Below are 21,580 nucleotides of genomic sequence, written 5' to 3'. Positions count from 1 at the left end.
AAGCCCACACCGCCCAAAACTACTCCCCCCACCCCCCCCCCCCCAACCCCGAGTACCGCCGCAACCAGTACGGCGGCACCGTCGGCGCGCCCATCCTCAAGGACAAGCTCTTCTTCTTCGGCGGCTTCCAGGGCCAGCGCTTCCTCGCCGGAATCACCCGCATCTCCACCGTTCCCACCCTCCGCCAGCGCCAGGGCATCTTCACCGGAACCCCCATCTACGATCCCACCACCACCGTCTTCAACGGCGCCACCTACGTCCGCCAGCGCTTCCCCAACGACACCATCAACAAGCCCCTCGACCCCGCCGCCGTCGCCCTACTCAACCGCTACCCCCTCCCCACCGACACCGCGGCCACCGCCAACAACTACACCCGCACCGCCAACGACGCCGACCACCAGGCCCAGTTCGACATCCGCTTCGACCTCGCCCTCCACCAGCACGACCGCGCCTTCGTCCGCTACTCCTACTTCAACGACAACGAGCAGCCCGTCACCCCGCTCCCCGACGGCAGCGGAGCCATCACCGGCTCCATCATCGGCGCAGGCAACGTCGCCGGCCTCTCCAACGTCCTCGGCCAGCAGGTCGTCCTCGGCGAGACCCACACCTTCGGCGCGCGCATGTTGAACGACCTCCGCGTCGGCTACACCCGTCGCGGCAACACCATCAACGGAGCCACCCTAAGCACCACCGCCTCCGCCGCCCTCGGCATCCCCGGCCTGCCCTCCAACGCCGCCTTCAACAACGCCCTACCCCTCTTCACCATCACCGGACTCCAGCAGCTCGGCCCCTCCGCCAGCACCTTCTCCCAGTTCCAGACCGCCGTCTCCCAACTCGTCGATACCTTCTCCATCACCTCCGGAAAACACACCATCAAGTTCGGCGTCGACCTCCGCGCCTACCAGCTCAACGCCGTCGCCCCGCCCAACCCCACCGGCTCCTTCGCCTTCACCACCACCGGCACCAACCAGCAGGGGACCACCGGCACAGGCAACGCCCTCGCCAGCTTCCTCCTCGGCCAGGTCGACACCTTCCAGATCGACCTCCAGACCAGCAAGATTCGCCCCCGCGACCACATCGAAGAGTACTTCGTCCAGGACGACTGGAAGCTCCTCCCCAACCTCACCCTCAACATCGGAGCCCGCTACACCCTCCACCATCCCTCCACCGAGACCACCAACCAGGGAGCCGTCTTCAACCTCGCCACCCAGCAGCTCCAGTACCTCGGCCAGAACGGCTTCTCCCGCTCCGCCCGCGAGCTCCACTACGACAACGTCGCCCCCCGCTTCGGCTTCACCTACGGCATCACTCCGCGCACCGTCGTCCGCGCCGGCTTCGGCATCGTCTTCATCGACCAGTCCGGCATCACCACCCCCTTCACCACCCCGCAGTTCCCCTTCATTCAGAACGTCGCGCAGAGAACCCAGGACAGCGTCAACGCCGCCTTCAAGCTCTCCTCCGGACCCACCGTCGCCCCCATCCCCCTCACCCCCGACGCCGGCCTCGGCCAGAGCGTCTACACCGCCAACCGCACCCTCGGCTCCGGCTACGTCCAGCAGTGGAACCTCGCCCTCCAGCGCGCCATCACCCAGAACCTCTCCGTCGACGTCGCCTACGTCGGCTCCCACATCGTCCACGTCGGCATCCCCGACGCCAACCTCAACCAGCTCACCGCCTCTCAGCTAGCCCTCGGCTCCGCCGCCCTCACCGCGCCCATCCCCAACCCCGCCTTCGGCCAGATCCCCTCCAGCAGCCCCATCGGCGGCAAGACCATCACCCTCGCCCAGTCTCTCAAGCCCTACCCCCGCTTCCAGAACGTCGCCGCCTACCGCAACAACACCGGCACCACCAACTTCAACGCCTTCGAGGCCAAGATCGAGCAGCGCCTCAACCGTGGCGTCTCCCTGCTCCTCAGCTACACCCACTCCAAACTCATCGACGACGCCTCCTCCGTCTTCTCCTCCACCGTCCTCTCCTCGCCCAACACCAGCAGCCTCATCGCCGCCGACACCTTCCGCCCCTACCTCGAGCGCGACTCCTCCAACGGCGACGTCCCCAACGTCCTCGCCGCCAGCGGAATCTGGCAGCTCCCCGCCGGCCGCAACCACCGCTTCGCCTCCACCGCCCTCCCCAACCTCTTCCTCGGCGGCTGGTCCCTCAACGCCATCTACTCCATGCAGTCCGGCATGCCCGTCACCATCACGCAGGGCACCAACAACATCGCCTTCGGAGGCTTCGTCCTCCAGCGCCCCAACATCGTCCACAACCCCGCCCTCCCCGCCGAACAGCGCACCCCCGCCAAGTTCTTCGACACCTCTGCCTTCGCCAACGCAGGCTTCGCCATCGGCACCGCCTCCCGTAACCCGGTCCGCGGCCCCGCCTACCGCGACCTCGACATGGCCCTCATCAAACACACCGCCCTCTCCGAGCGCACCAACCTAGAACTCCGCGCCGAGCTCTTCAACGTCACCAACACCCCAGGCTTCTCCCAACCCAACGGAAGCTTCGGCACCACCGCCTTCGGCAGCATCACCTCCACCACCACCGACCCCCGCGTCCTACAACTAGCCCTCCGCCTAACCCGCTAAGACATATCCACTCGGAGGCACTGAACCTGTAACAGATGGAGTTACTTTTAATTGACCTGGTTGCGGTTGCACTTGCCGTTGTCGCTATCTTTGTAGTTGCAGTTAATTTTGCAGTTGCAGTTGCTTGTTTTACGCCGTCATCCTGAACGCAGTGAAGGACCCCTGTATTTCACAGTTGTCGGGGACCACCAACGTCCGGGTGCCCCACCCTTCGCACCTTTGCGAAGGGTTGGGACCGCAGACCCTCCCCAGCCCGACGTCGTTGCCTGTCACCTCCCACTCCTGAATCGGGAAAATCAAAAGTCTATAGACCTTCGTAACCATTCCCCATGCAAAGAACTGCGAGTAGTATTCTCAGCGAACTCCGACCCCGTCAAAATCTTTCGCCAAGGATACTTCGCCATGCAGAGATCCAATCCTTCCTACGCGCGCCCATTCCTGCTCCTCAGTGCCCTCGCGCTTATCCTTGTGGCGTGTACCCCCTCTAAAACCCCAGCTCCCACGACAGAGACTGCCGCCGCCCCTATAACCTGCGCCGCGGCAGCCAACTTCACCGGTCCAGGTCCCGCACCAGTCCCCACCATCATCGACAGCTCCTGCGCGGCCATCCCTTACTCACCCGGCGAGCTCAACAACAGCGGCCAACAGAAGGCCGACGTATTCGGCTGGCTCTCCTTCGTATCGCTCAACTGGCCTGCTAACCCATCCACCTGCGCGCCAAACCCGCGCGCCAGCATCCTCACCGACGCTACCAACCCCACCTGGCTCACCTACCTCTCCGACGACGCCGTCTACAACGCCGGACCGCCCGCACCCTGGTGCGGCGGCTCCACCGGAAGCAACGGCGTCAAGGCGCGCCTGATGGCCTCGGAGTCCAGTTACTCTCCAGCCGTCAAAAAAATCCTCGCCGCCCATCCCGAGGTGCACCTCGTGCTCCTCCACAACGCCAAGGGCCACGAGCTCGTATCCACCCTCCACCTCCTCCGCGCCACAGTCTCCGACCCGATGAAGAGCATCCTCCAGTCCACCAATCTTCCCCTCGTCGATCAGAATGGCCGCTTCGTCCGCTACTCCATCAGCCTCAACAAGGACGAGTACGATTACATCGTCGCCAAGAAGCTCAACACCGTTCCCGGCCAGAGAGCGATCTCCAACATCGACTTCCCCATGGGCTCCAGCCCCAGCACCGTCGGAGCGATTGAGATCAAAGCCGCCTGGAAGGTCCTCGGCCCCGGCGACAATCCCAGCCGCTTCTTCACCCAACAAGCCATCGTCTATAACAACGCCGAAGGAGCGCCCAGCCCCGGCCCCAACCCCGTCACCGTCGGCCTCGTCGGTCTACACATCGCGCATAAGGCAAAGGGTCAGTCAACATGGACATGGTCCACCTTCGAGCAGGTCGACAACGACACGAAATCCTTCTTCAACCCCAACTGCACGCCAGTGGGCAGCCCTAGTTGCAAGGCCAATACTCCGACTGCAACCTCCAAGTCCAATGAGCTCTCCCCAAGTGGAAAGCCTCTCAACGCGCCAGTGCAGGTCGTGCCTTACCTCAAGCCCACCAATCCCGGCCTGAACTCCAGCTTTCAGAGCCTGCTCGCTGGAACACCCTTCCAGTACTACCAGCTCATCGGCACGCAATGGTCGACCGGCGCCATCGGAACCGCACCCCAGTTCCTCGGAGCCTCGGTACAAGAGACCTTCGTTCCCTTCAGCTCCAGCGGCCCATACAGTTGCATCGGCTGCCACAGCTTCGCAACCGCCCAACCCGTCACCAAAAAATCCGACATGAGCTTCATCGTCAGCGCCCCGCTAGTGAATTAGCCACCACCCACGAGCAGCACACACGCGGGTGCCCCACCCTTTTTGCAGCTTCATCGCAAATAGGGTGGGGTATCGGGCAAAGCCCGACCGCTTTCCTTCCCCAACCTCATCTCTCCAAATTGAACAAACGTCATCCAACCCAACGACGTTGCTTGTTTTCCTCCCCCAAGCACAAAGCCCGGGTGCCCCATCCTTCGCGCCTTTGCCTCTCGCGAAGGGTGGGATCCAAAACCCTCTCCCTTACCTCAAAGCCTTTGCAAATCCCCAAGCCCCCACAACCACAGATGGATTAGGTGTAACTCCTACCGAAAAAACCACGCCAAGGCATCCCCAAATGAAGGCGAGACCAAAACGAAAGATCTAAACACCCTTGCTTTTGTCCTCCCCAAAAATCCAGCAAAATCACATGTCAACCCCCAAAGCCACCTAACCCCATCAAAACAAAAGAAATAAAGTTGCACGTTAGTTTCGGTCAATCCCATAAAATAGAACTAGAGATAAAAAAAGCCCCGAAGGAACAACTTCGGGGCTTTCGCATTTAACTAAATACAAGCTAACCCAAGCCCAGTCGCGTATTTGGGCACAACCCAATCAGAATCAGTCACTTACAGGAAATAGCCCGCCCTAAGCGACTGATTCCAAAACGCTTACACCCAAATACCCCCAGGGGGGTACCCCCGGCGGAACACACCTGTTCTTTTCCGCTCCAACGCCAACGAACCACAGCCCGCTGTCGGACACTGGAAGAGATGAAGAAGACGAAGAAAAAACTACGCATCGGCATCCTCTTCGGAGGCCGCTCCGGCGAGCACGAGGTCTCCCTCCTCTCTGCCGCCTCCATCCTCAACGCCATCGACCGCAAGAAGTATGACGTCGTCCCCATCGGCATCACCAAGCAAGGCCACTGGCTCACCTCAGGAGAGGCTCAAAGCCTCCTCGAAGGCAACGCCCTGGCCACAAAGCGCCTTCAACTCAGCGCCAGCGCCGACCTCGTCCACGAGAGCGCCAACCTCACCAGCACCCTGGACGTAGTCTTCCCCGTCCTTCATGGAACCTTCGGCGAAGACGGCACCATCCAGGGCCTCTTCGAGCTCGCAGACCTCGCCTACGTCGGCTCCGGAGTCCTGGGCTCCGCCGCCGGCATGGACAAGGACGTCATGAAGAAGCTCTTCTCCGCCGCCGGGCTTCCGCAAACACCCTACCTCGCCCTAAGCCGCACCCAATGGCGTACCGAGCCCAAACGCTGCACCAAGCAGATCGAAGCCGCCCTCAAATATCCCGTCTTCGTCAAACCCGCGAACCTCGGCTCCTCCGTCGGCATCTCCAAAGTCCACGACCGCTCCGAGCTCGCCGCCGCCATGGACCTCGCCGCCAGCTTCGACCGCAAACTCGTCATCGAGCAAGGCGTAGGCGGCCCCGGAGCCAAACCCCGCGAGCTCGAAGTCTCCGTCCTCGGCAACGACTCCCCCGAAGCCTCCGTCGTAGGAGAGATCGTCCCCGGAGCTGAGTTCTACGACTACAACGCCAAATACCACTCCGACGCCAGCATCCCCATCATCCCCGCCGAGATCTCCAAATCCGAGTCCAAACAGATCCGCGAGATGGCCATCGCCGCCTTCCGCGCCTGCGAGTGCTCCGGCCTCGCCCGCGTCGACTTCCTCATGGAACCCAAAGGGAAGAAGGCCGGAAAGAAGCCCCGCATCTACCTCAACGAGATCAACACCATGCCCGGATTCACCAGCATCTCCATGTACCCGAAGCTCTGGGAAGCCACCGGCATCAGCTACAAAGAACTGATCGACCGCCTCATCCAGCTAGCCATCGAGCGTCACCAAGAGAAACAGCAAACCCAGTTCACCAAATCCTGACCCCAACCAACCGAGACCTCACACTGGCGACAGTGTGAGGTCTCCTATCCCAGCAAACCCTCCACCACGCCGGCGGCCTTCCCCAAAGCCCCGTCCAAAGCCCCAACCTCACTTCCACCAGCCTCCGCCAGATCGGGCCTTCCACCACCCTTGCCTCCAACAAAGCCAGCCAAAGTCCCCACAATCTTCCCCGCCTGAATCCGCGCAGTAAGATCCTTCGTCACCCCCACAATCAACGAAACCTTCCCATCCACCGCCGCCCCCAGCACCACCACGCCAGAGCCCAGCTTCCCGCGCAATTGATCGACAAGATCCCGCATCTGAGCCTTTTCAATTCCATCCACGCGCTGCGCCAACACCTTCACGCCCTTCACCTCCACAGCCGATCCAGCAGCATCCGCAACCGAGGAAGAAGCAGCCTTCATCCGCACTGCATCCAGCTCTCGCCGCAGCTTCTTCATCTCCTCTTCCTGCGCCGCGATCCGAGTCCGCAAAGCATCCGCTGGACTCACATCGCTCACGCCTACCAGCGAACCCACCACGCGAGCCACATCGAAGTCCCTGCGGAACTCGCTCAACGCACCTGTTCCCGACACAGCCTCAACACGCCTCACTCCAGACGAGACGCTTCCTTCGCCCACCAGCTTGATCAGCCCGATCTCGCCAGTCGCACCTGTATGCGTTCCACCACACAGCTCAGTCGAGAAGTCGCCAATCTTCACCACCCGAACGCGCTCGCCATACTTCTCGCCGAACAGCGCCATCGCTCCATACTCGTTCACCGCAACATCGATCGGCACATCCACCATCGTCTGCACCGTCGTATTCGCCAGCACCTGCTGGTTCACGATGCTCTCGATCTCCTGCAACTCCTCCTCCGCAACGCCAGTAAAGTGGGAGAAGTCGAACCGCAGCCGCGTAGCATCCACCAGCGATCCCGCCTGCTTCACATGCTTGCCCAACACCTCGCGCAGAGCCGCATGCAGCAGATGCGTTCCCGTATGGTTGCGCTCCGTCGACCGCCGATTCGCCTCGTCGACCACCGTATCGACGACATCGCCCACCGCAATCGTCCGGTTCGCCGTCACCTTATGCGCAAACACGCCTTGCACAGGCTTGGTCGCACCACTCACCTCAGCGACCACCAGATTATGATCTCTCGAATACAACCACCCAACATCTCCAACCTGACCACCCGAGTCCGCATAGAAGCTGGTAGCATCCAACACCACCTCACCCTCTTCCCCACCCTTCAACTCAGGCACACCAACCCCGCCCTTCACCAGCGCCAATACCTTCGCTCCATCCACCCGCAGCGCCGAGTATCCCTCAAACTCCGTCTTCGCCAACTCCCGATAGACCGGAGCTGCGGACTTCTGCGACCCACCCTTCCAAGAAGCACGAGCCCGCGCCTGCTCCTCCTCCTTCGCCGCCTCGAACCCAGGCATATCGAAAGTGACGTCCGCATCGCGAGCGGCATCGACCATAAAGTCCAAAGGGAGACCAAACGTCTCGTATAGACGAAACGCTTCCGCACCGGAAATATTCGCGGTCGTCGGCTTCCGCTTCTCTGCAACGACAGGCAACTCATCAGAATGAGCAGGGACAATGTCGTAGCCATCTCGACTACTTTGCTTCTTCCGTTCTATCAATTCATCGAGCTGACGAGCCCCAACTTCTATGACCCGAGCAAACTGTTCCTCTTCCGCCAGCACCACCTTCGCCACGCGCTCCGCAGTCTCCTTCAACTCCGGATAAGCGACAGACATCTCATCCCGCACCGCCAGCACCATCTCATGCATGAATGGCTTCTCCTGTCCCAGCAGCCGGCCATGCCGAATCCCGCGCCGCAGGATCTTCCGCAGCACATATCCGCGTCCTTCATTCGCAGGCAAAACTCCATCGCCGATCAGGAACGTAGCCGCACGAGCATGATCCGAGATGATTCGCAGCGAAGCCGCGCCCTTTACATCGCTCACGCTGGCCTCAGCCGCACTCAGACTGGTAAACCCAGTCAGCTCCGCAGCCTTCGCGATCAGTGGCGTAAACAGATCCGTCTGATAGTTCGACACCACTCCCTGCAGCACGCACGCCACCCGCTCCAGCCCCATCCCCGTATCGATAGAGGGCTTCGGCAGCGGAGTCAGCACCCCATCGCTGCTCCGGTCGAACTGCATGAACACCAGATTCCAGATCTCGACATACCGCTGCTCGTCCTCGCCGAACGGCAGGTCCTTCGGCTGGCCGTTCTCGTCGACAAACTCGCTCGCCCCGACCCCGAGGTCGTAGTAGATCTCGCTGCAAGGCCCACACGGGCCGGTATCGCCCATCGCCCAGAAGTTGTCCTTAGCCCCCAGCTCGAAGATCCGCTCTGCTGGAACTCCCGCCTCCAGCCAGTACCCATACGCCTCCGCATCCCGCGGAACCGCCTCGTCGCCCTCAAAGATGGTGCAGTACAGCCGCTCCTTCTCGATCCCGAACCACTCAGGCGAGGTCAGCAGCTCCCACGCAAACGCAACCGCATCCTTCTTGAAGTAGTCCCCAAAGCTGAAGTTCCCCAGCATCTCGAAGAACGTATGGTGCCGCCTTGTGAACCCGACGTTCTCCAGATCGTTATGCTTGCCACCCGCGCGCACACACTTCTGCGAGGTCGTCGCCCGCTTGTAGTCCCGCTTCTCCGCCCCCAGAAAGACATCCTTGAACTGATTCATCCCCGCGTTGGTAAACAGCAGCGTGGGATCGTTCGCCGGCACCAGCGAAGAAGAGTGCACGCGCCGGTGCCCCTTCGTCTCAAAAAACCGTAAAAAGTCTTCCCGAATCTGGCTTCCAGAACGATTAATCATAAGCAGCAAGTTTATCAGCGGTGCGGAAATTTACTTAGCAGTAACCTCATCTTCGCCTCGGCGCCACTTCGGAGGGCATTCAATTCCCGATACAACTTTCGGTTTGGATTGAACCCATATATCTCTTGCTTCTGGCCCATCCTGATGCCAAGCTGTAGTTTTATATCTTCAGGATAGTGAGTCTTGATTCAAGCTCGGAGAGCTTTCTCGTGGATCTTCGCACCCTATTTTTCGTAGAGGCCAGTCTGCTCTTCCTCTTCGGATTGACCATGATCGTCAACTCGATCGGCCACCCGTCGCACAAGGGCAACTACTGGTTCGCGGCCTCGAACTTCTGCGGCGGCGTTGGCCTCCTACTCCACTCCTCCGATCCCCACGCCTCCAGGATGATCAGCATGGTGCTCGCCGATCTCCTGCTCTTCGTCGAACTCACCTTCCTCAACAAGGCAATCGCGGAGTTCGTCGGCAAAGGCCGCAACGTGTGGCTCTATCTTCTCGGCCTCTCCGTCCTGATGACCTACGGGGTCGCCTACTTTGCCATCCTGCATCCCAACATGATCTTCCGCATCGGCGTCATCTCCGTCATCACCATATCCACCGCCGTCTGCAGCTCCGTGTTGGTCTTCCGTTCCATCACCGCCAAAACCAGGATGCCCACGCTGCTCATGGGAGCGCTCCTCGTCACCTACGCCAGCACCAACATCATCCGCATGACGACCGTTTGGCTCCAGCCGCGGGACAGTTTCTATCACATCTGGCTCGACCGAACCCTCATCGCGGGCCTCAGCTTCGGCTACCTCTGGATGACCGCCGCACGCCTTCGCAACGATCTGGAACGGCTCGCCGGCACGGATGCCCTCACCGGCACCCTGAACCGCCGTGCCATCGAGCGCGAGGTCCAGTTTGCCGTTGACCGCAGCCGCGAAAACCGCGGCTCCGTCTCAGCGCTCATGCTGGACGTCGATTACTTCAAACAAATCAACGACAACTACGGACACCACGCGGGCGATCTCGCTCTCTGCGCCATCGCCGAATGCCTCCGGCGAACCATACGTGCCGGAGATCTCCTCGCACGCCTCGGAGGCGACGAGTTCCTCGTCGTCATGCCCAACTCTACCGCCGAAATAGCCCAGATCGCCGCCAACCGCATCCAGGTCCAACTCGCAACGCTTCGCGTTGCCAGCGATAACGCCGAGTTCGGAATCCAGGCCAGCATCGGTGTCACCACCCTCGACAGCCAGAACCTTCAACTCGAAGACCTCATGCAGCTCGGCGATCGTGCCCTCTACGAAGTCAAAGCTCGCAACCGTCGTCCGCCATCCGCCTCGCAGCCACTCGTTCTCAGCGCCCAACCCCAGGCCTCCATGTAATCCCCTCCAACCGCAGCACCGCGTCTTCCGTAGCCTTCAACCCCGCGAACTCCTTTCTCCAGCGCACCATCTCCAGGCAGCAGACCAGCGCATCGAAGGCATCCTCGCTTCCCAGTGCCTTCGTCATCGTTCCGCGCGAGAGCCCCGTATACGCCGCGTCCACCTTCTTCTTAGCCGCCAGATACTCCTTTCGCGCCGTGGGATTACTCTTCTTCACCGCGCCCGTCAGCAGCCGCGTATACATCTCCACCAGCAAAGGCCGCGGGGCCTTGCTGCCCACCTCAGCCCCATCAAACGGCCACACACGAAACCCAGCCTCCCGTAGCTTCAACAAAAACGGCATCGCCCGCAGGCTTCCCGTCCCGACACTCCCGCTCCCACCGATCTGGAACGGCGACTTCGGCGTAATCCCCATCATCTTCGCCGCCCGCTCCGGGTCTCCTCCTGCCATCCCTTGCGCGATCTTGTTCTCGAAGTCCGTCCACCGCATCATCCGCCGCAGCCCTTCGCCGCAGAACTCCGGTGGCCGTTTGCCCGTCCGCAGGCTTCCCGCCACGCCCCAGAACCGCGCATCCTCGCACTCCCGGTGCAGCCACCGCTCCCCATGTCCGGCCGCCACATGCCTCCAGAAATCAAAGACCGTGGCACACCCATGCTCCTCCAGAAACCACGCCGGATAGCTGAAGCAGCAATCCACCCCCACCACCATCCGTGGAGTCTCCGCAGACAGCTCGATCAGCCAATCGATCAGCTCCGCGCGGCTCCGCCCACCCTCCAGCGACACCTTTCCTGTCGAGGCCGTCCACACCCCCGCCCAAAGCTTCTTCCGCTGCCCTGGTCCCTTATCCCCCGACCAGTCCACCGCGACCACCCGCTCCATCTCGTTCCCCACGGAACCTCCTGCCTCCACCCAGCGTATCTCTTCCAGTTGAACTTGGCCTGCTCCTCTGTCATAGTCTCCTTCAAGAGAAGGTGGCGCTCAGGCAGTCAGGAAAAGAGTCACGTTCAGGAGAAAAACGTCATGCTCAAACTCCTCCTCTTCTGCATCCTGTTGGTGCTCTGCTGGCCCCTCGCCCTGGCCGCGCTCTTCCTCTACCCGATCATCTGGCTGATTCTGCTGCCCTTCCGCATCGCCGGAATCGCCGTCACCGGAGCCTTCGCCCTGATCACCGCGCTCTTCCTGCTCCCCGCACGCGCCCTACGCTCTGTCTGAACACCGTCATCTCGACCGGAGCAGCCCAGGAGACGCAGGGTTTGTTGCCTCTGCGGACGTAACTAGACCGCCGACTCCTGCCCCTCCAACGCCAGCGCCAACTCCTCCCACTCCTTTACGACCGCCGCATGGCTGGCTCGCAGCGCATCCAGCTCCGCAGCCAGCCGCTGCGACTCCTCTGCCGACGCAAACACCCCCAGCCGCGTCTCCGCCGCCTGAATCGCCTCCTCCAGCCGCGGAATCTCCTCCTCCGTAAACCGCAGCCGCTCCTCCAACTGCTTCAGCTTGATCGGATTCAGCCGCTTCACCGCAGACTTCTCCGCCGCCACGGCAGCTGGAGCCTCGTAAGCAACCGGAACAGCGACAGAGACAGACGCACTGGTAAGCGAAGCGGCGACCTTATCCGGCCCACCCTGCTTCCGCCACAGATAATCCTCGTAGTTTCCCGGATAGATATGTACCCTCCGGTCCTCTACCTCAAACACCCGCGTCGCCAGCCCATCGATAAAGTAGCGGTCGTGCGAGACAAACAACACCGTCCCCGAGAACTTCCGGATCGCATCCAGCAGCACGTCCTTCGCCCGTAGATCCAGGTGATTCGTCGGCTCATCCAGCAGCAGCATATTCGCCGGAGACACCAGCATCTTCGCCATCGCATACCGGTTCCGCTCCCCACCCGAGAGCACCCCCAGCGGCTTGAACACATCGTCCCCCGAGAACATAAAGCACCCCAGCAGGCTGCGCAGCTCCGTCTGCGGCACCTTCGGCGCAATCCCGCTGATATCCTCCAGCATCTTCGCCGCCGGATCCAGCACCTTGTACTGGTCCTGCGCGAAGTAGTCCGCCAGCACATTGTGCCCCAGCTTGATCTCTCCGCTGGTCGGATCCTCCAGCCCAGAGAGCATCCGTATTAGCGTCGACTTGCCCGCGCCGTTCGCTCCGACCAATGCGATGCGGTCGCCCCGGTCGATCGAAAAGCTCACATCCTCCAAAATCCGCTTCTCGCCATACTGCTTCGACAGGTGCTGTACATCGATCACAGTGCGCCCGCTCGCAGGAGGCTGCGGAATCGTAAAGTGGATGGTCGCCTCATCCTCCGGCACCTCGATCCGCTCGATCTTCTCCAGCTCCTTGATGCGGCTCTGCACCTGCTTCGCCTTCGTCGCCTGCGCCCGGAACCGGTTGATGAACGCCTCCAACGCCTCGATGCGGTCGCGCTGATTCTTGTACGTATTCATCAACTGCACGCGCCGCTCTTCCTTCTGCGTCACGTACTTCTCATAGTTGCCGTGATAGGTGTGCATCCGCTTGTTCCAAAGCTCTACCGTCTTGTTCACCGTCACGTCCAGAAAGTACCGGTCGTGCGAGATCAAAATGAACGCATTCGGATAGTCATGCAGATAATTTTCCAGCCAGTTTCGCGACTCGATATCCAGATGGTTCGTCGGCTCATCCAGCAGCAGCAGCGAAGGCTTCTGCAACAGCAGCTTCGCCAGCGCGATCCGCATCTGCCAGCCACCGGAGAACTCCTCCGTCTGCCGCGACCAATCCTCTTTCGAGAACCCCAACCCGCCCAGCACCGCCCCCACCTGTGAGTCCAACGTATAGATATCGTGGACATGCAGGTGGTCCGCAATATCCGAGTACCGCTCCGCCGCCGCCGCATACTCCTTGCTCTTCGGGTCCTTCTCCGACAAAGTCGTCGTCAGCTCCAGCGCCTCCGCCTCCATCGCATGCAGATGGTCGAAGACGCTCAGACACTCCGCAAACACCGTCTTGCCCCGCAGCGCCAACCCGTCCTGAGGCAGGTAGCCCAGCGTCATCCCCTTCACCCGCGTCAGCGTTCCGTAGTCGAGCGTCTCTACCCCCGCCAGAACCTTCAGCAGGGTCGACTTTCCCGTTCCGTTTCCGCCTACCAGGCCGGTCCGTTCGTCCGGAGTAATCAACCAGTTCGCGTCTTCAAATAGCAGCTTGGGGCCGAATCGTTTTCCGGCAGAGGAGAGTTGGAGCATCGTCCCCTATTCTCGCATCCGCGGCCACACCCCGTCATACCTGCCGTTCCGCGAGACATTGCCCCTCCGCTCTGTTACCGTCAATCAGAGACCTTGATGCCGGGACAGCCACAACTTTTTCCCAACCAGGAGTCGCCGGAGTTGCAAACCTCCCACCAAGGCGATGAAGTCCGCACAGAACCCGCCCGGAGGTCCGCCCGCTCGACCCCCGTCTGGCTTCAGCGCGTCTCGCTCTTCGTCCTGGTACTCTTCTGCGTCTACCTCGGCGTCCTGGTCATGGTGCTGCCCTGGTGGACGCGCATCTGGGACCACAACATGTTCCTCCAGGCCCATCCCACCCTCGGAGCCATCCTCCACAACGGAGCCGTCCGCGGAATCATCTCCGGCCTCGGCCTCCTCGACATCTGGATCGGTGTCTCCGAAGCAGTCCACTACCGCGACTACCGGGATTAAAGCGTTCCGCACCGACAAAGCGGCGAAAGATGACTCCAAGGACCGCAGGAAGAATGACTTACGAAAATTTGTCATCCTGAGCGAAGTAACTCGCAGTCTCATCGCGAGTACGCAGTCGAAGGACCCGCGGTCTGCCCGTAGCGCCATCTCTTTAGATCTTCTGCTTACGTTCTCCCCGATGTAAATCAGCCTATGTAAGATACCCGCTGAATCTGTTTAGATAGGCCAAGACCCGCCATGAACAACCCCAGACCCGATCAATCCCAAGACCCCCAGCCAGAGACTCTCGGCGACGAAGCCCAGGGCCGCGCCCTCCTCGCCTACGAGAACCCCGACTTCCTCAACTCCCCCGACGGCCGCCTCGTCCGCATCCTCGCCGAGTACCAGGAGCCCATGGCTCGCTTCCGCCGCGAGCGCATCCAGGACACCGTCGTCTTCTTCGGCTCCGCCCGCTTCATCCCCCTCGACGAGGCCCACGCCCAGCTCCAGCTCCTCGCCAACACCGGCTCCACCCAGCCCGCCCCGCCCGAGGAGCAGCCCGCCACCCCCGCATCCATCGCCAGCGGAGAGGCCACCGCCCTCCAGCGCAAACGCGCCGAAGCCGCCGTCGAGATGGCCCGGTACTACGAGGACGCCCGCCGACTCGCCGGCATGGTCTCCACCTGGGCCGAGACCCTCCCCGGCCGCCGCCACCGCTTCGTCATCACCTCCGGCGGAGGCCCCGGCATCATGGAGGCCGCCAACCGCGGAGCCTTCGAAGCTGGCTGCAAGACCATCGGCCTCAACATCAAGCTCCCCTTCGAGCAGCGCCCCAACCCCTACCTCACCCCCGCCCTCAACTTCGAGTTCCACTACTTCTTCCTGCGCAAATACTGGTTCGCCTACCTCGCAAAAGCCCTCGTCGTCTTCCCCGGCGGCTTCGGCACTCTCGACGAGATGTTCGAACTCCTCACCCTCGCGCAGACCCACAAGCTCGCCAAGCAGATCACCGTCGTCATCTACGGCTCCGACTACTGGAAGAGCGTCATCAACCTGGAAGCCATGGCCGAGAAGGGCACCATCTCCCTCAAAGACCTCGACCTCTTCCAATTCGCCGACACCCCCGAGGCCGCCTTTGAGATCCTGAAGAAGGGCCTCACCGAAAACCACCTCGAGTCCGCCTACGAACGCGAACAACACCTCCGCGAATCCACCGAAGGCGTCCCCTCTGAACCAGCCCCCTCCGCCCAGGAACTCTTAGGCCCCGACATAGCCAAAACCCGCTAACAGCCCAACGAAGCAGCACAATCCGGGTGCCCCATCCTTTTTGCAGTCTCATCGCAAATAGGGTGGGGTATCGGGCAAAGCCCGACCGCACTCCTTCCCCAAACCCAACCGCCCGGGAAAGAACTACAAAAGATCGATCCACCTAAGTTTCCCCACCAACACTCGAAGACACAAACCACTACCCCCGCTCCACCAACCCCTTCATCACCAAACTCTCAGAGCTCCCCACCCGCTCCAACCCCTCCACCACCGCCTTACGATCCCTCTCATTCCGGTTCTGGCTCACCTTCCACTTCCCCTCCAGCCGCCGGATCGGCACCTCAACCCCCACAATCCCATTCAACAGAGCCGCAATAAAATCCACGGGCGCATCGCTTACCTTCCAAGGCACCTCCGACCCCGCCTCATGAATATCCGTCAAACTACTCAGGTGCGCCAGCAGCCACTCCGGATCCTCCACCACCCGCATCGGTCCATAGGCATGCACCACCGCATAGTTCCACGTCGGAACCTCTCGCCCATCCTCCTTCTTCCCCGGATACCACGAAGCCGAGATGTAATGATGCGGCCCCGCAAAGATCGCCAGCACATCCGTCGTCGCAACCAGATCGCGCCACTGGGTATTCGCCCGCGAGATGTGCCCCTTCAACACGCCGAACTCCGACCCATCCCGATCCAGCACCATCGGAAGGTGCGACCCAAACAAACCCGAGACACCCAGCGAGATCAACGACGCAAACGGCTGCGCCTCGATCAACTCCTGCATCACCGGAACCCGCGTCTCTTCATTGACCCTGGGAATATACAAAGCCGCCTCCTTGCCTTACGTCGAGCAATGAGCATCCGGGTCCTCATGCTGCTCGCTCATCCACCGGTCCATCAGCGTTCCTGCACATCGCGCTCCGCACAGATGCTTCACCCCCGCGGAGTGCGCATGCTTCACCTGCCAGCGCGTCAGCTTGATCAGCGGTTGGTCCTCCTCCGGCTTCTCTCCCTGAAAGCAGTCCACCCAGGCCAGCCACCAATCTCCCACTTCACCCTTCTGATTCCCGCACACATCGCATGTGTAACTCTCGCTATAGGCCATACGGTCTCCTGACGGTGAGAATACAACACCCATACCACGGTCATCTTGACCCATCCCACCCCACAGTGTAAGAAGGCATAGCCATGCCAACCCGTCTCTCAGTCGCACTCCTCCTCGCCGCCGCAACCCTCCTGCCTGCCCAAACTCCCGCAACCCCCTCACCGGCCGACCCCCACAACCCCGCCAACGCTGGCCGCCTCGAGCTCAACAACTACCTCGACGACATCGCTGCCCGCAACACCGAGGCCCGCCGCACCGCCGTCGCCGCGATCACCACCCGTGTCCAGGCCGAAGGCCGCCAACTCAAGGTCCGCAAACAGATCCTCTCCCTCATCGGCCCCCTGCCCAAGAAGACTCCCCTCAACGCCAAGGTCATGGGCACCACCCAGGCCGAGGGCTTCCGCATCGAGAAGATCCTCTTCTACAGCCAGCCCAACTTCCCCGTCACCGCGCTCCTCTACCTCCCCGACAACCCCCAGAACAAAAAACTCCCCGCCATCCTCATCGCTCCCGGCCACGGACGCACCGGCAAGACCAGTGACTACCCCTTCGCCTCCACCTTCGCCCGCAACGGCTTCGCCGTCCTCTCCTACGACCCCCTCGGCCAGGGCGAGCGCCTCCAGTACCCTGACCCCGCCCACCCCGATACCTCGCTTGCCCGCCAGCCCACCGGTGAGCACGGCGAAGCCGGCCTCCAGCCCGTCCTCATCGGCGAAGCCGTCGCCAAGTACTTCCTCTGGGACGCCATCCGTGGCATCGACTACCTCACCTCCCGCCCCGAGATCGACCCCACCCGCATCGGCGCATTCGGCTGCTCCGGCGGAGGCGTCATGACCGCCCTCGTCGCCGCCCTCGACCCCCGCGTCGCCACCGCCGGCGTCGCCTGCTACATTACCTCCTTCGACACCCTCCTCCCCTCCATCGGCCCCCAGGACGGCGAACAGTCCATCCCCGGCTTCCTCACCGCCGGACCCTCCGGCCCCGCGCTAGACTTCCCCGACTGGATCGAACTCGCCGCACCACGCCCCTACGCCATCATCTCCACCACCTCCGACATGTTCCCCTTCAGCGGAGCCCAGAAATCCGAGTCCGAAGCCCGCGGCTTCTACAAACTCTTCAACGCCGACCAGAACCTCGCCTTCCTCACCGGCCCCGGAGGCCACGGCAACCTCCGCCCCATCGCGCCGCAGATCCTCAGCTTCTTCGTCCAACACCTCCAACCCGGAGCCGACCTCACCAAACTCGTCCCCTACCCACCCGCCCCAAACCCCGGAAGCTCCATCCCCCCTCAAGCCACCACCAACAACCCAAGCGCTTCCTCAAACAATGCGGGGGCTCCATCAAAGAGCCCGGGTGCCCCATCCTTGGCAGTCTCATCGCCAAGGGTGGGAGGTACACCGCCCGGGCTACCACCTGAAACCTTCCAGGTCACACCAACCGGACAGGTCTCCACCAGCTATCCCAACTCCGAGACCGTCTTCAGCCTCAACCTGAAACACGCCAACCAACTCCTCCACCACCCACCCAAAAACCTCACCCTAACCCAAACCCAACAAGCCATCCGCGAAGTCACCCACGCCACCGCCATCCCCGGAGCACCCTCACCCGCCAGCATCCCCTCCTTCCCCACCGACGCCGACCACATCCGCCATCGCCTCAAGCTCACCACCGAACCCGGCATCTCCGTCGACATGGAGTTCTACCGTCCCACCTCCGAAGGCAAACATCCGTGCCTCCTCATCCTTCGTGACAGCCTCGACGCCTCCCTCGAGCCGCAGCGCACCGAAGACATCCAACACCTGCGCAGCCTCGCCCAGCAGGGAACCGCCGTCATCCTCGTCGCCCCCCGCCCTTCGCCTCCCGGCAGCGAAGAGGTCAAAGCCCCCATCATCGGCGACTTCTACCTCACCGGCCTCCGCGCCGAACTCGTCGGCAAGACCATCCTCGGCATGCGCATCGACGACGTCATCCGCACCATCGACTTCTTCTCCACCGGCTTCACCGAAGACCCCAACAACATCACCGCCCAGGCCAGCGGCCACCTGGGCCTCGTTCTGCTCCACGCCGCCGTCCTCGACCCCCGCCTCAAACACATCACCGTCGACCACACCCTGGCCAGCTACGACAGCCTGTTAAAAGCCCCACTCCCGCGCAACGCCCCCGAAGACATCCTTCCCGGCGTCCTCCACCACTACGACATCGACGCGCTCACCCACACCTTGGGCTCCCGCCTCACCCTAACCAACCCACTCACAGCCACCGAATACCCAACCACCCCATAAACAACCAACCAAAAAATCAATCAGCTCTTATCAACAGTCATCCCAATCATCACCGTTACGCCTTAAATTCGGTGCCCTTAAAAATCGGTGTCATCCGTGAAGATCGGTGTTAAGCCGTCCTAAGCCGCTAAGCAGCAGCGTCCGACTCAAAGTAAAGATACTTCCTCCAGGCAGCATCCGCACTCCCGATCATCCGCATAATATGCCGCGAAGTATGCAGACTGAACGGCCTCGGCTCCCGCAGCAGCTTCATATCCGTCAGCTCGTGCAGCATCTGGTTGCCCTTCCGCCGATTGCAGTTATGGCAACAGGCCACAAGGTTCTCCCACGTCGAAAGCCCGCCCCGCGACCGTGGAATCACATGATCCAGCGTCAACTCCCCAGCCGTCAGAACCACATTGCAGTACTGGCAGGCGTTCCTGTCCCGCAGCAAAATATTTTTCCTGCTCAGCGCCCGTGTCTGGTGCGGAATCCGCCGGTACTCCAGCAGACGAATCACGCTCGGCATCGCCACCCGCATTCGAGCCGCATGCAGAATCGCACCCTGCTCCTCCTCCGTCCTCGCCACACCCTTCAACACCAGCACCAAAGCCCGCCGTGCGCCGCAGATGTTGATCGGCTCATAGCTTGCATTCAGCACCAGCACCGGAGTCTGCATCGCCGGCTGACGAAACACTCCCGCCCGCACATCCACCTCGGTCGTCGGAGCCGCAGCACGTCCCGCTGTTCCCTTGCCGCCATGCTGCGACCCATATCCCGCGTGTCGATTGCCACTCAGCCTCTGCTTCCGCATCTTCCCCGATTGCATCTCAAAACCCTCCGGTTCCAACTACTGTTGCAATGCCCGTCCGAACTGCTCTTCAATCGAAACTCGTTCCCCACCTCGCCACCATCTCTGGCTGAGCCCGCGTAGCCGTCGCCACCCAGACCTTCACCGCTCCGGCCCGCCGCAGCACCCGCGCACACTCCCGCGCCGTCGCTCCCGTCGTATAAATGTCATCCACCAACATCACCTCGCGCCCCACAATTGGCGCACCCTCCGCCACCGCAAACGCGCCACGCAGATTCACCCGCCGCTGCCTCGGCGTCAGCGAAAACTGGCTCTCCGTATCCTTCACCCGCCGCAACACATCCGAAGCCAGCCGCAGCCCCCACTCCGGCCTCGTCTCCTTCAACTCCCGCACCGCAACCTTCGCCATCAGCTCCGCCTGGTTATACCCACGAGCCCGTTCCTTCGCTGGAAACAGCGGCACCGGCACCACCAGCAACTCCTTCGCCGCCACCCCATGCAACATCGCCATCGCCGCAGCCAACTTGCTCCCCAACGGCCGCGCCACCCCGCGCACCCGCTCGTACTTCAGCAGATGCACCATCTCCCGCAGCTCGTCTTCATACAAGCCATACGCCACCGCCCGCGCAAACTCCGGAGGCACCCTCCTGCACTCCGCGCACAGCAGACCCTCCGCCGGAACCCGCGCCCCTACAAAGCGCAGACCCTCCATATCGAGCGCCTCGCCACAGCACCCGCACAAAGCCATCGCATCGACAGCGTCAGATTGTCCAGAGATTCGCGCGATACATGCATCGCAAAGAGGAGAAAAAACAGGACCGAAGCCAGCGCCCACCAGCGCCCCACCACAGCTCCGGCAGTCCGCCGGAAAAACCGTTGCAACCAAATCCCCTACTACTGTCCGCGTCCACCTGCCCACCACAGGTACTGGACTTCTCAGAACGCGCACAACCGCACGCCATTCCAATCTACCCCCTGGATCCATCCCAGGCGGCCCACCGGGCGGAGCACCCGTGGTTCCTCCGAGCGTATTGTCATTCAAGCATTCGCTGAAGACACACCTCACTCGCTGGCGCTCCAGGTCAATCAGACCGCGCCATGAGCGCAGTATAGCCCCACACCCGCCTCCAATGCTAATCAATCTCCCGCGACAATCCCGAAGAAACACCGCCCTTCCACGGCAAAACTCCCTTGCCAGGATTGCAACCGCCGATGATAGCTTGAACCAATGACCCCCAAACCCAAGAAAGCAGAGCGCTCCCGCGAACACCCCCGCCAACTGCCCTCTCCCGGCGACTCCTCCGACACCACCCTCGACGTACTCCTGGAAGGTACTCCACTCGAAGACTCCGCCTTCGCCGACCTCGACCTCTCCAACCGCCGAATTCCCTCCCTCGCCGGCAGCAACCTCATCTTCGAGCGCGTCTCCTTCGCACACTGCGAGATCGGCTCCCTGCGCCTCTTCGACGTCCGCCTCGTAGACTGCGATCTCTCCAACACCATGCTCCGCGCCTTCGAGGCCACCCGCGTCGAGTTCATCGACTGCAAGCTCGTCGGCATGAACGCACTCGGCTGCCAGTGGCAGGACGTCCTCCTCGACCACTGCGACGCCCGCTTCGCCCAACTCAGCGAAGCCCGCATCCGCCGCTGCGAGATCCGCTCCACCCAGCTCCGCGAAGCCGCCCTCAGCCGCATCGACCTCGAAGCAACGCAACTCATCGACGTAGTTCTGCGCAAAGCCGAACTAGGCGAGACCAGACTCGCCGGCGTCGACCTCACCTCCTGCGACATCGAAGAGATCGCACTCCGCGTTGAAGACCTGCGCGGAGCCATCGTCAGCGCCCCTCAAGCAATGGAACTAGCCCGATTCCTCGAAGTCATCATCAAATAGCCCCAGCCCAAATGAAGCAGCACATCGCGGGTGCCCCATCCTTTTTGCAGCTTCATCGCAAATAGGGTGGGGTATCGTGCGAACCGGGGTCCC

16 protein-coding genes are annotated in these 21,580 nt (G+C 61.9%); 9 read left to right on the top strand and 7 right to left on the bottom strand.

Annotation, left to right across the window (positions count from 1 at the left end):
• The 3 genes from HB393_RS12075 to HB393_RS12065 all read left to right on the top strand — a co-directional run.
• Positions 1–2,588, top strand: a 2,588-nt coding sequence (locus HB393_RS12075; RefSeq protein ID WP_213805417.1) for a TonB-dependent receptor, incomplete at its 5' end; no start/stop codon positions are given.
• A gap of 402 nt (positions 2,589–2,990) precedes the next feature.
• Positions 2,991–4,412, top strand: coding sequence for a hypothetical protein (locus HB393_RS12070; RefSeq protein ID WP_213805416.1), 1,422 nt, complete (start codon positions 2,991–2,993; stop codon positions 4,410–4,412).
• 749 nt (positions 4,413–5,161) lie between these two features.
• Positions 5,162–6,280: a D-alanine--D-alanine ligase gene (locus HB393_RS12065; RefSeq protein WP_213805415.1), complete on the top strand. Its 1,119-nt coding sequence runs from the start codon at positions 5,162–5,164 to the stop codon at positions 6,278–6,280.
• 44 nt (positions 6,281–6,324) lie between these two features.
• Here HB393_RS12065 and alaS read toward each other — a convergent pair whose 3' ends face one another.
• On the bottom strand, positions 6,325–9,123 hold the full coding sequence (alaS, locus tag HB393_RS12060) for an alanine--tRNA ligase (RefSeq protein ID WP_218623942.1): 2,799 nt from the start codon (positions 9,121–9,123) through the stop codon (positions 6,325–6,327).
• A 209-nt stretch (positions 9,124–9,332) separates the two neighbouring features.
• On the opposite strand from alaS, the gene HB393_RS25680 reads away from it, so the two are divergent.
• Positions 9,333–10,493, top strand: a complete 1,161-nt coding sequence (locus HB393_RS25680) for a GGDEF domain-containing protein (RefSeq protein ID WP_213805414.1) — start codon at positions 9,333–9,335, stop codon at positions 10,491–10,493.
• Here HB393_RS25680 and HB393_RS12050 read toward each other — a convergent pair.
• Entirely contained in the window at positions 10,465–11,385 is a 921-nt protein-coding gene (locus tag HB393_RS12050) for a hypothetical protein (protein WP_345945161.1), read from the bottom strand. The two genes, HB393_RS25680 and HB393_RS12050, sit on opposite strands and share 29 nt — an antisense overlap.
• 129 nt (positions 11,386–11,514) lie before the next feature.
• Here HB393_RS12050 and HB393_RS12045 point away from each other — a divergent pair, with 129 nt between their 5' ends.
• Positions 11,515–11,706, top strand: coding sequence for a hypothetical protein (locus HB393_RS12045; RefSeq protein ID WP_213805413.1), 192 nt, complete (start codon positions 11,515–11,517; stop codon positions 11,704–11,706).
• Positions 11,707–11,768: 62 nt separating this feature from the next.
• Here the strand turns inward: HB393_RS12045 and abc-f are convergent, their stop codons facing one another.
• On the bottom strand, positions 11,769–13,718 hold the full coding sequence (gene abc-f, locus HB393_RS12040) for a ribosomal protection-like ABC-F family protein (protein WP_213805412.1): 1,950 nt from the start codon (positions 13,716–13,718) through the stop codon (positions 11,769–11,771).
• Between the two features lie 96 nt (positions 13,719–13,814).
• Here abc-f and HB393_RS12035 point away from each other — a divergent pair, with 96 nt between their 5' ends.
• Both HB393_RS12035 and HB393_RS12030 read left to right on the top strand, forming a co-directional pair.
• Entirely contained in the window at positions 13,815–14,171 is a 357-nt protein-coding gene (locus tag HB393_RS12035; protein WP_213805411.1) for a hypothetical protein, read from the top strand.
• 237 nt (positions 14,172–14,408) lie between these two features.
• On the top strand, positions 14,409–15,437 hold the full coding sequence (locus tag HB393_RS12030; protein WP_213805410.1) for an LOG family protein: 1,029 nt from the start codon (positions 14,409–14,411) through the stop codon (positions 15,435–15,437).
• Positions 15,438–15,615: 178 nt separating this feature from the next.
• On the opposite strand, the gene HB393_RS12025 is transcribed toward HB393_RS12030, so the two are convergent.
• Positions 15,616–16,245: an FMN-binding negative transcriptional regulator gene (locus HB393_RS12025; protein WP_213805409.1), complete on the bottom strand. Its 630-nt coding sequence runs from the start codon at positions 16,243–16,245 to the stop codon at positions 15,616–15,618.
• Between the two features lie 15 nt (positions 16,246–16,260).
• Positions 16,261–16,524, bottom strand: coding sequence for a hypothetical protein (locus tag HB393_RS12020; RefSeq protein ID WP_213805408.1), 264 nt, complete (start codon positions 16,522–16,524; stop codon positions 16,261–16,263).
• Between the two features lie 83 nt (positions 16,525–16,607).
• On the opposite strand from HB393_RS12020, the gene HB393_RS12015 reads away from it, so the two are divergent.
• Entirely contained in the window at positions 16,608–18,806 is a 2,199-nt protein-coding gene (locus HB393_RS12015) for an acetylxylan esterase (protein WP_213805407.1), read from the top strand.
• 127 nt (positions 18,807–18,933) lie between these two features.
• Here HB393_RS12015 and HB393_RS12010 read toward each other — a convergent pair whose 3' ends face one another.
• Positions 18,934–19,614, bottom strand: coding sequence for an HNH endonuclease (locus HB393_RS12010; RefSeq protein WP_213805406.1), 681 nt, complete (start codon positions 19,612–19,614; stop codon positions 18,934–18,936).
• A gap of 52 nt (positions 19,615–19,666) precedes the next feature.
• Complete coding sequence (locus HB393_RS12005; RefSeq protein WP_213805405.1) at positions 19,667–20,482, bottom strand: ComF family protein; 816 nt, start codon at positions 20,480–20,482, stop codon at positions 19,667–19,669.
• A gap of 342 nt (positions 20,483–20,824) precedes the next feature.
• On the opposite strand from HB393_RS12005, the gene HB393_RS12000 reads away from it, so the two are divergent.
• Complete coding sequence (locus tag HB393_RS12000) at positions 20,825–21,487, top strand: pentapeptide repeat-containing protein (protein WP_213805404.1); 663 nt, start codon at positions 20,825–20,827, stop codon at positions 21,485–21,487.
• The last annotated feature ends 93 nt before the right edge of the window (positions 21,488–21,580 follow it).

This window comes from Granulicella sp. dw_53 (assembly GCF_018449545.1).
Taxonomy (GTDB): Bacteria; Acidobacteriota; Terriglobia; order Terriglobales; family Acidobacteriaceae; genus Edaphobacter.
Note: the sequence above shows the minus strand (reverse complement) of the source record. Positions and strands in the feature narration are given on the sequence as shown.

Bases quoted from the DNA above. Each gene is read 5' to 3' on its own strand.
- HB393_RS12070 (WP_213805416.1), top strand. From the start codon at position 2,991: ATGCAGAGATCCAATCCTTCCTACGCGCGCCCATTCCTGCTCCTCAGT.
- HB393_RS12065 (WP_213805415.1), top strand. From the start codon at position 5,162: ATGAAGAAGACGAAGAAAAAACTACGCATCGGCATCCTCTTCGGAGGC.
- alaS (WP_218623942.1), bottom strand. From the start codon at position 9,123: ATGATTAATCGTTCTGGAAGCCAGATTCGGGAAGACTTTTTACGGTTT.
- HB393_RS12045 (WP_213805413.1), top strand. From the start codon at position 11,515: ATGCTCAAACTCCTCCTCTTCTGCATCCTGTTGGTGCTCTGCTGGCCC.
- abc-f (WP_213805412.1), bottom strand. From the start codon at position 13,718: ATGCTCCAACTCTCCTCTGCCGGAAAACGATTCGGCCCCAAGCTGCTA.
- HB393_RS12035 (WP_213805411.1), top strand. From the start codon at position 13,815: ATGCCGGGACAGCCACAACTTTTTCCCAACCAGGAGTCGCCGGAGTTG.
- HB393_RS12030 (WP_213805410.1), top strand. From the start codon at position 14,409: ATGAACAACCCCAGACCCGATCAATCCCAAGACCCCCAGCCAGAGACT.
- HB393_RS12020 (WP_213805408.1), bottom strand. From the start codon at position 16,524: ATGGCCTATAGCGAGAGTTACACATGCGATGTGTGCGGGAATCAGAAG.
- HB393_RS12015 (WP_213805407.1), top strand. From the start codon at position 16,608: ATGCCAACCCGTCTCTCAGTCGCACTCCTCCTCGCCGCCGCAACCCTC.
- HB393_RS12010 (WP_213805406.1), bottom strand. From the start codon at position 19,614: ATGCAATCGGGGAAGATGCGGAAGCAGAGGCTGAGTGGCAATCGACAC.
- HB393_RS12000 (WP_213805404.1), top strand. From the start codon at position 20,825: ATGACCCCCAAACCCAAGAAAGCAGAGCGCTCCCGCGAACACCCCCGC.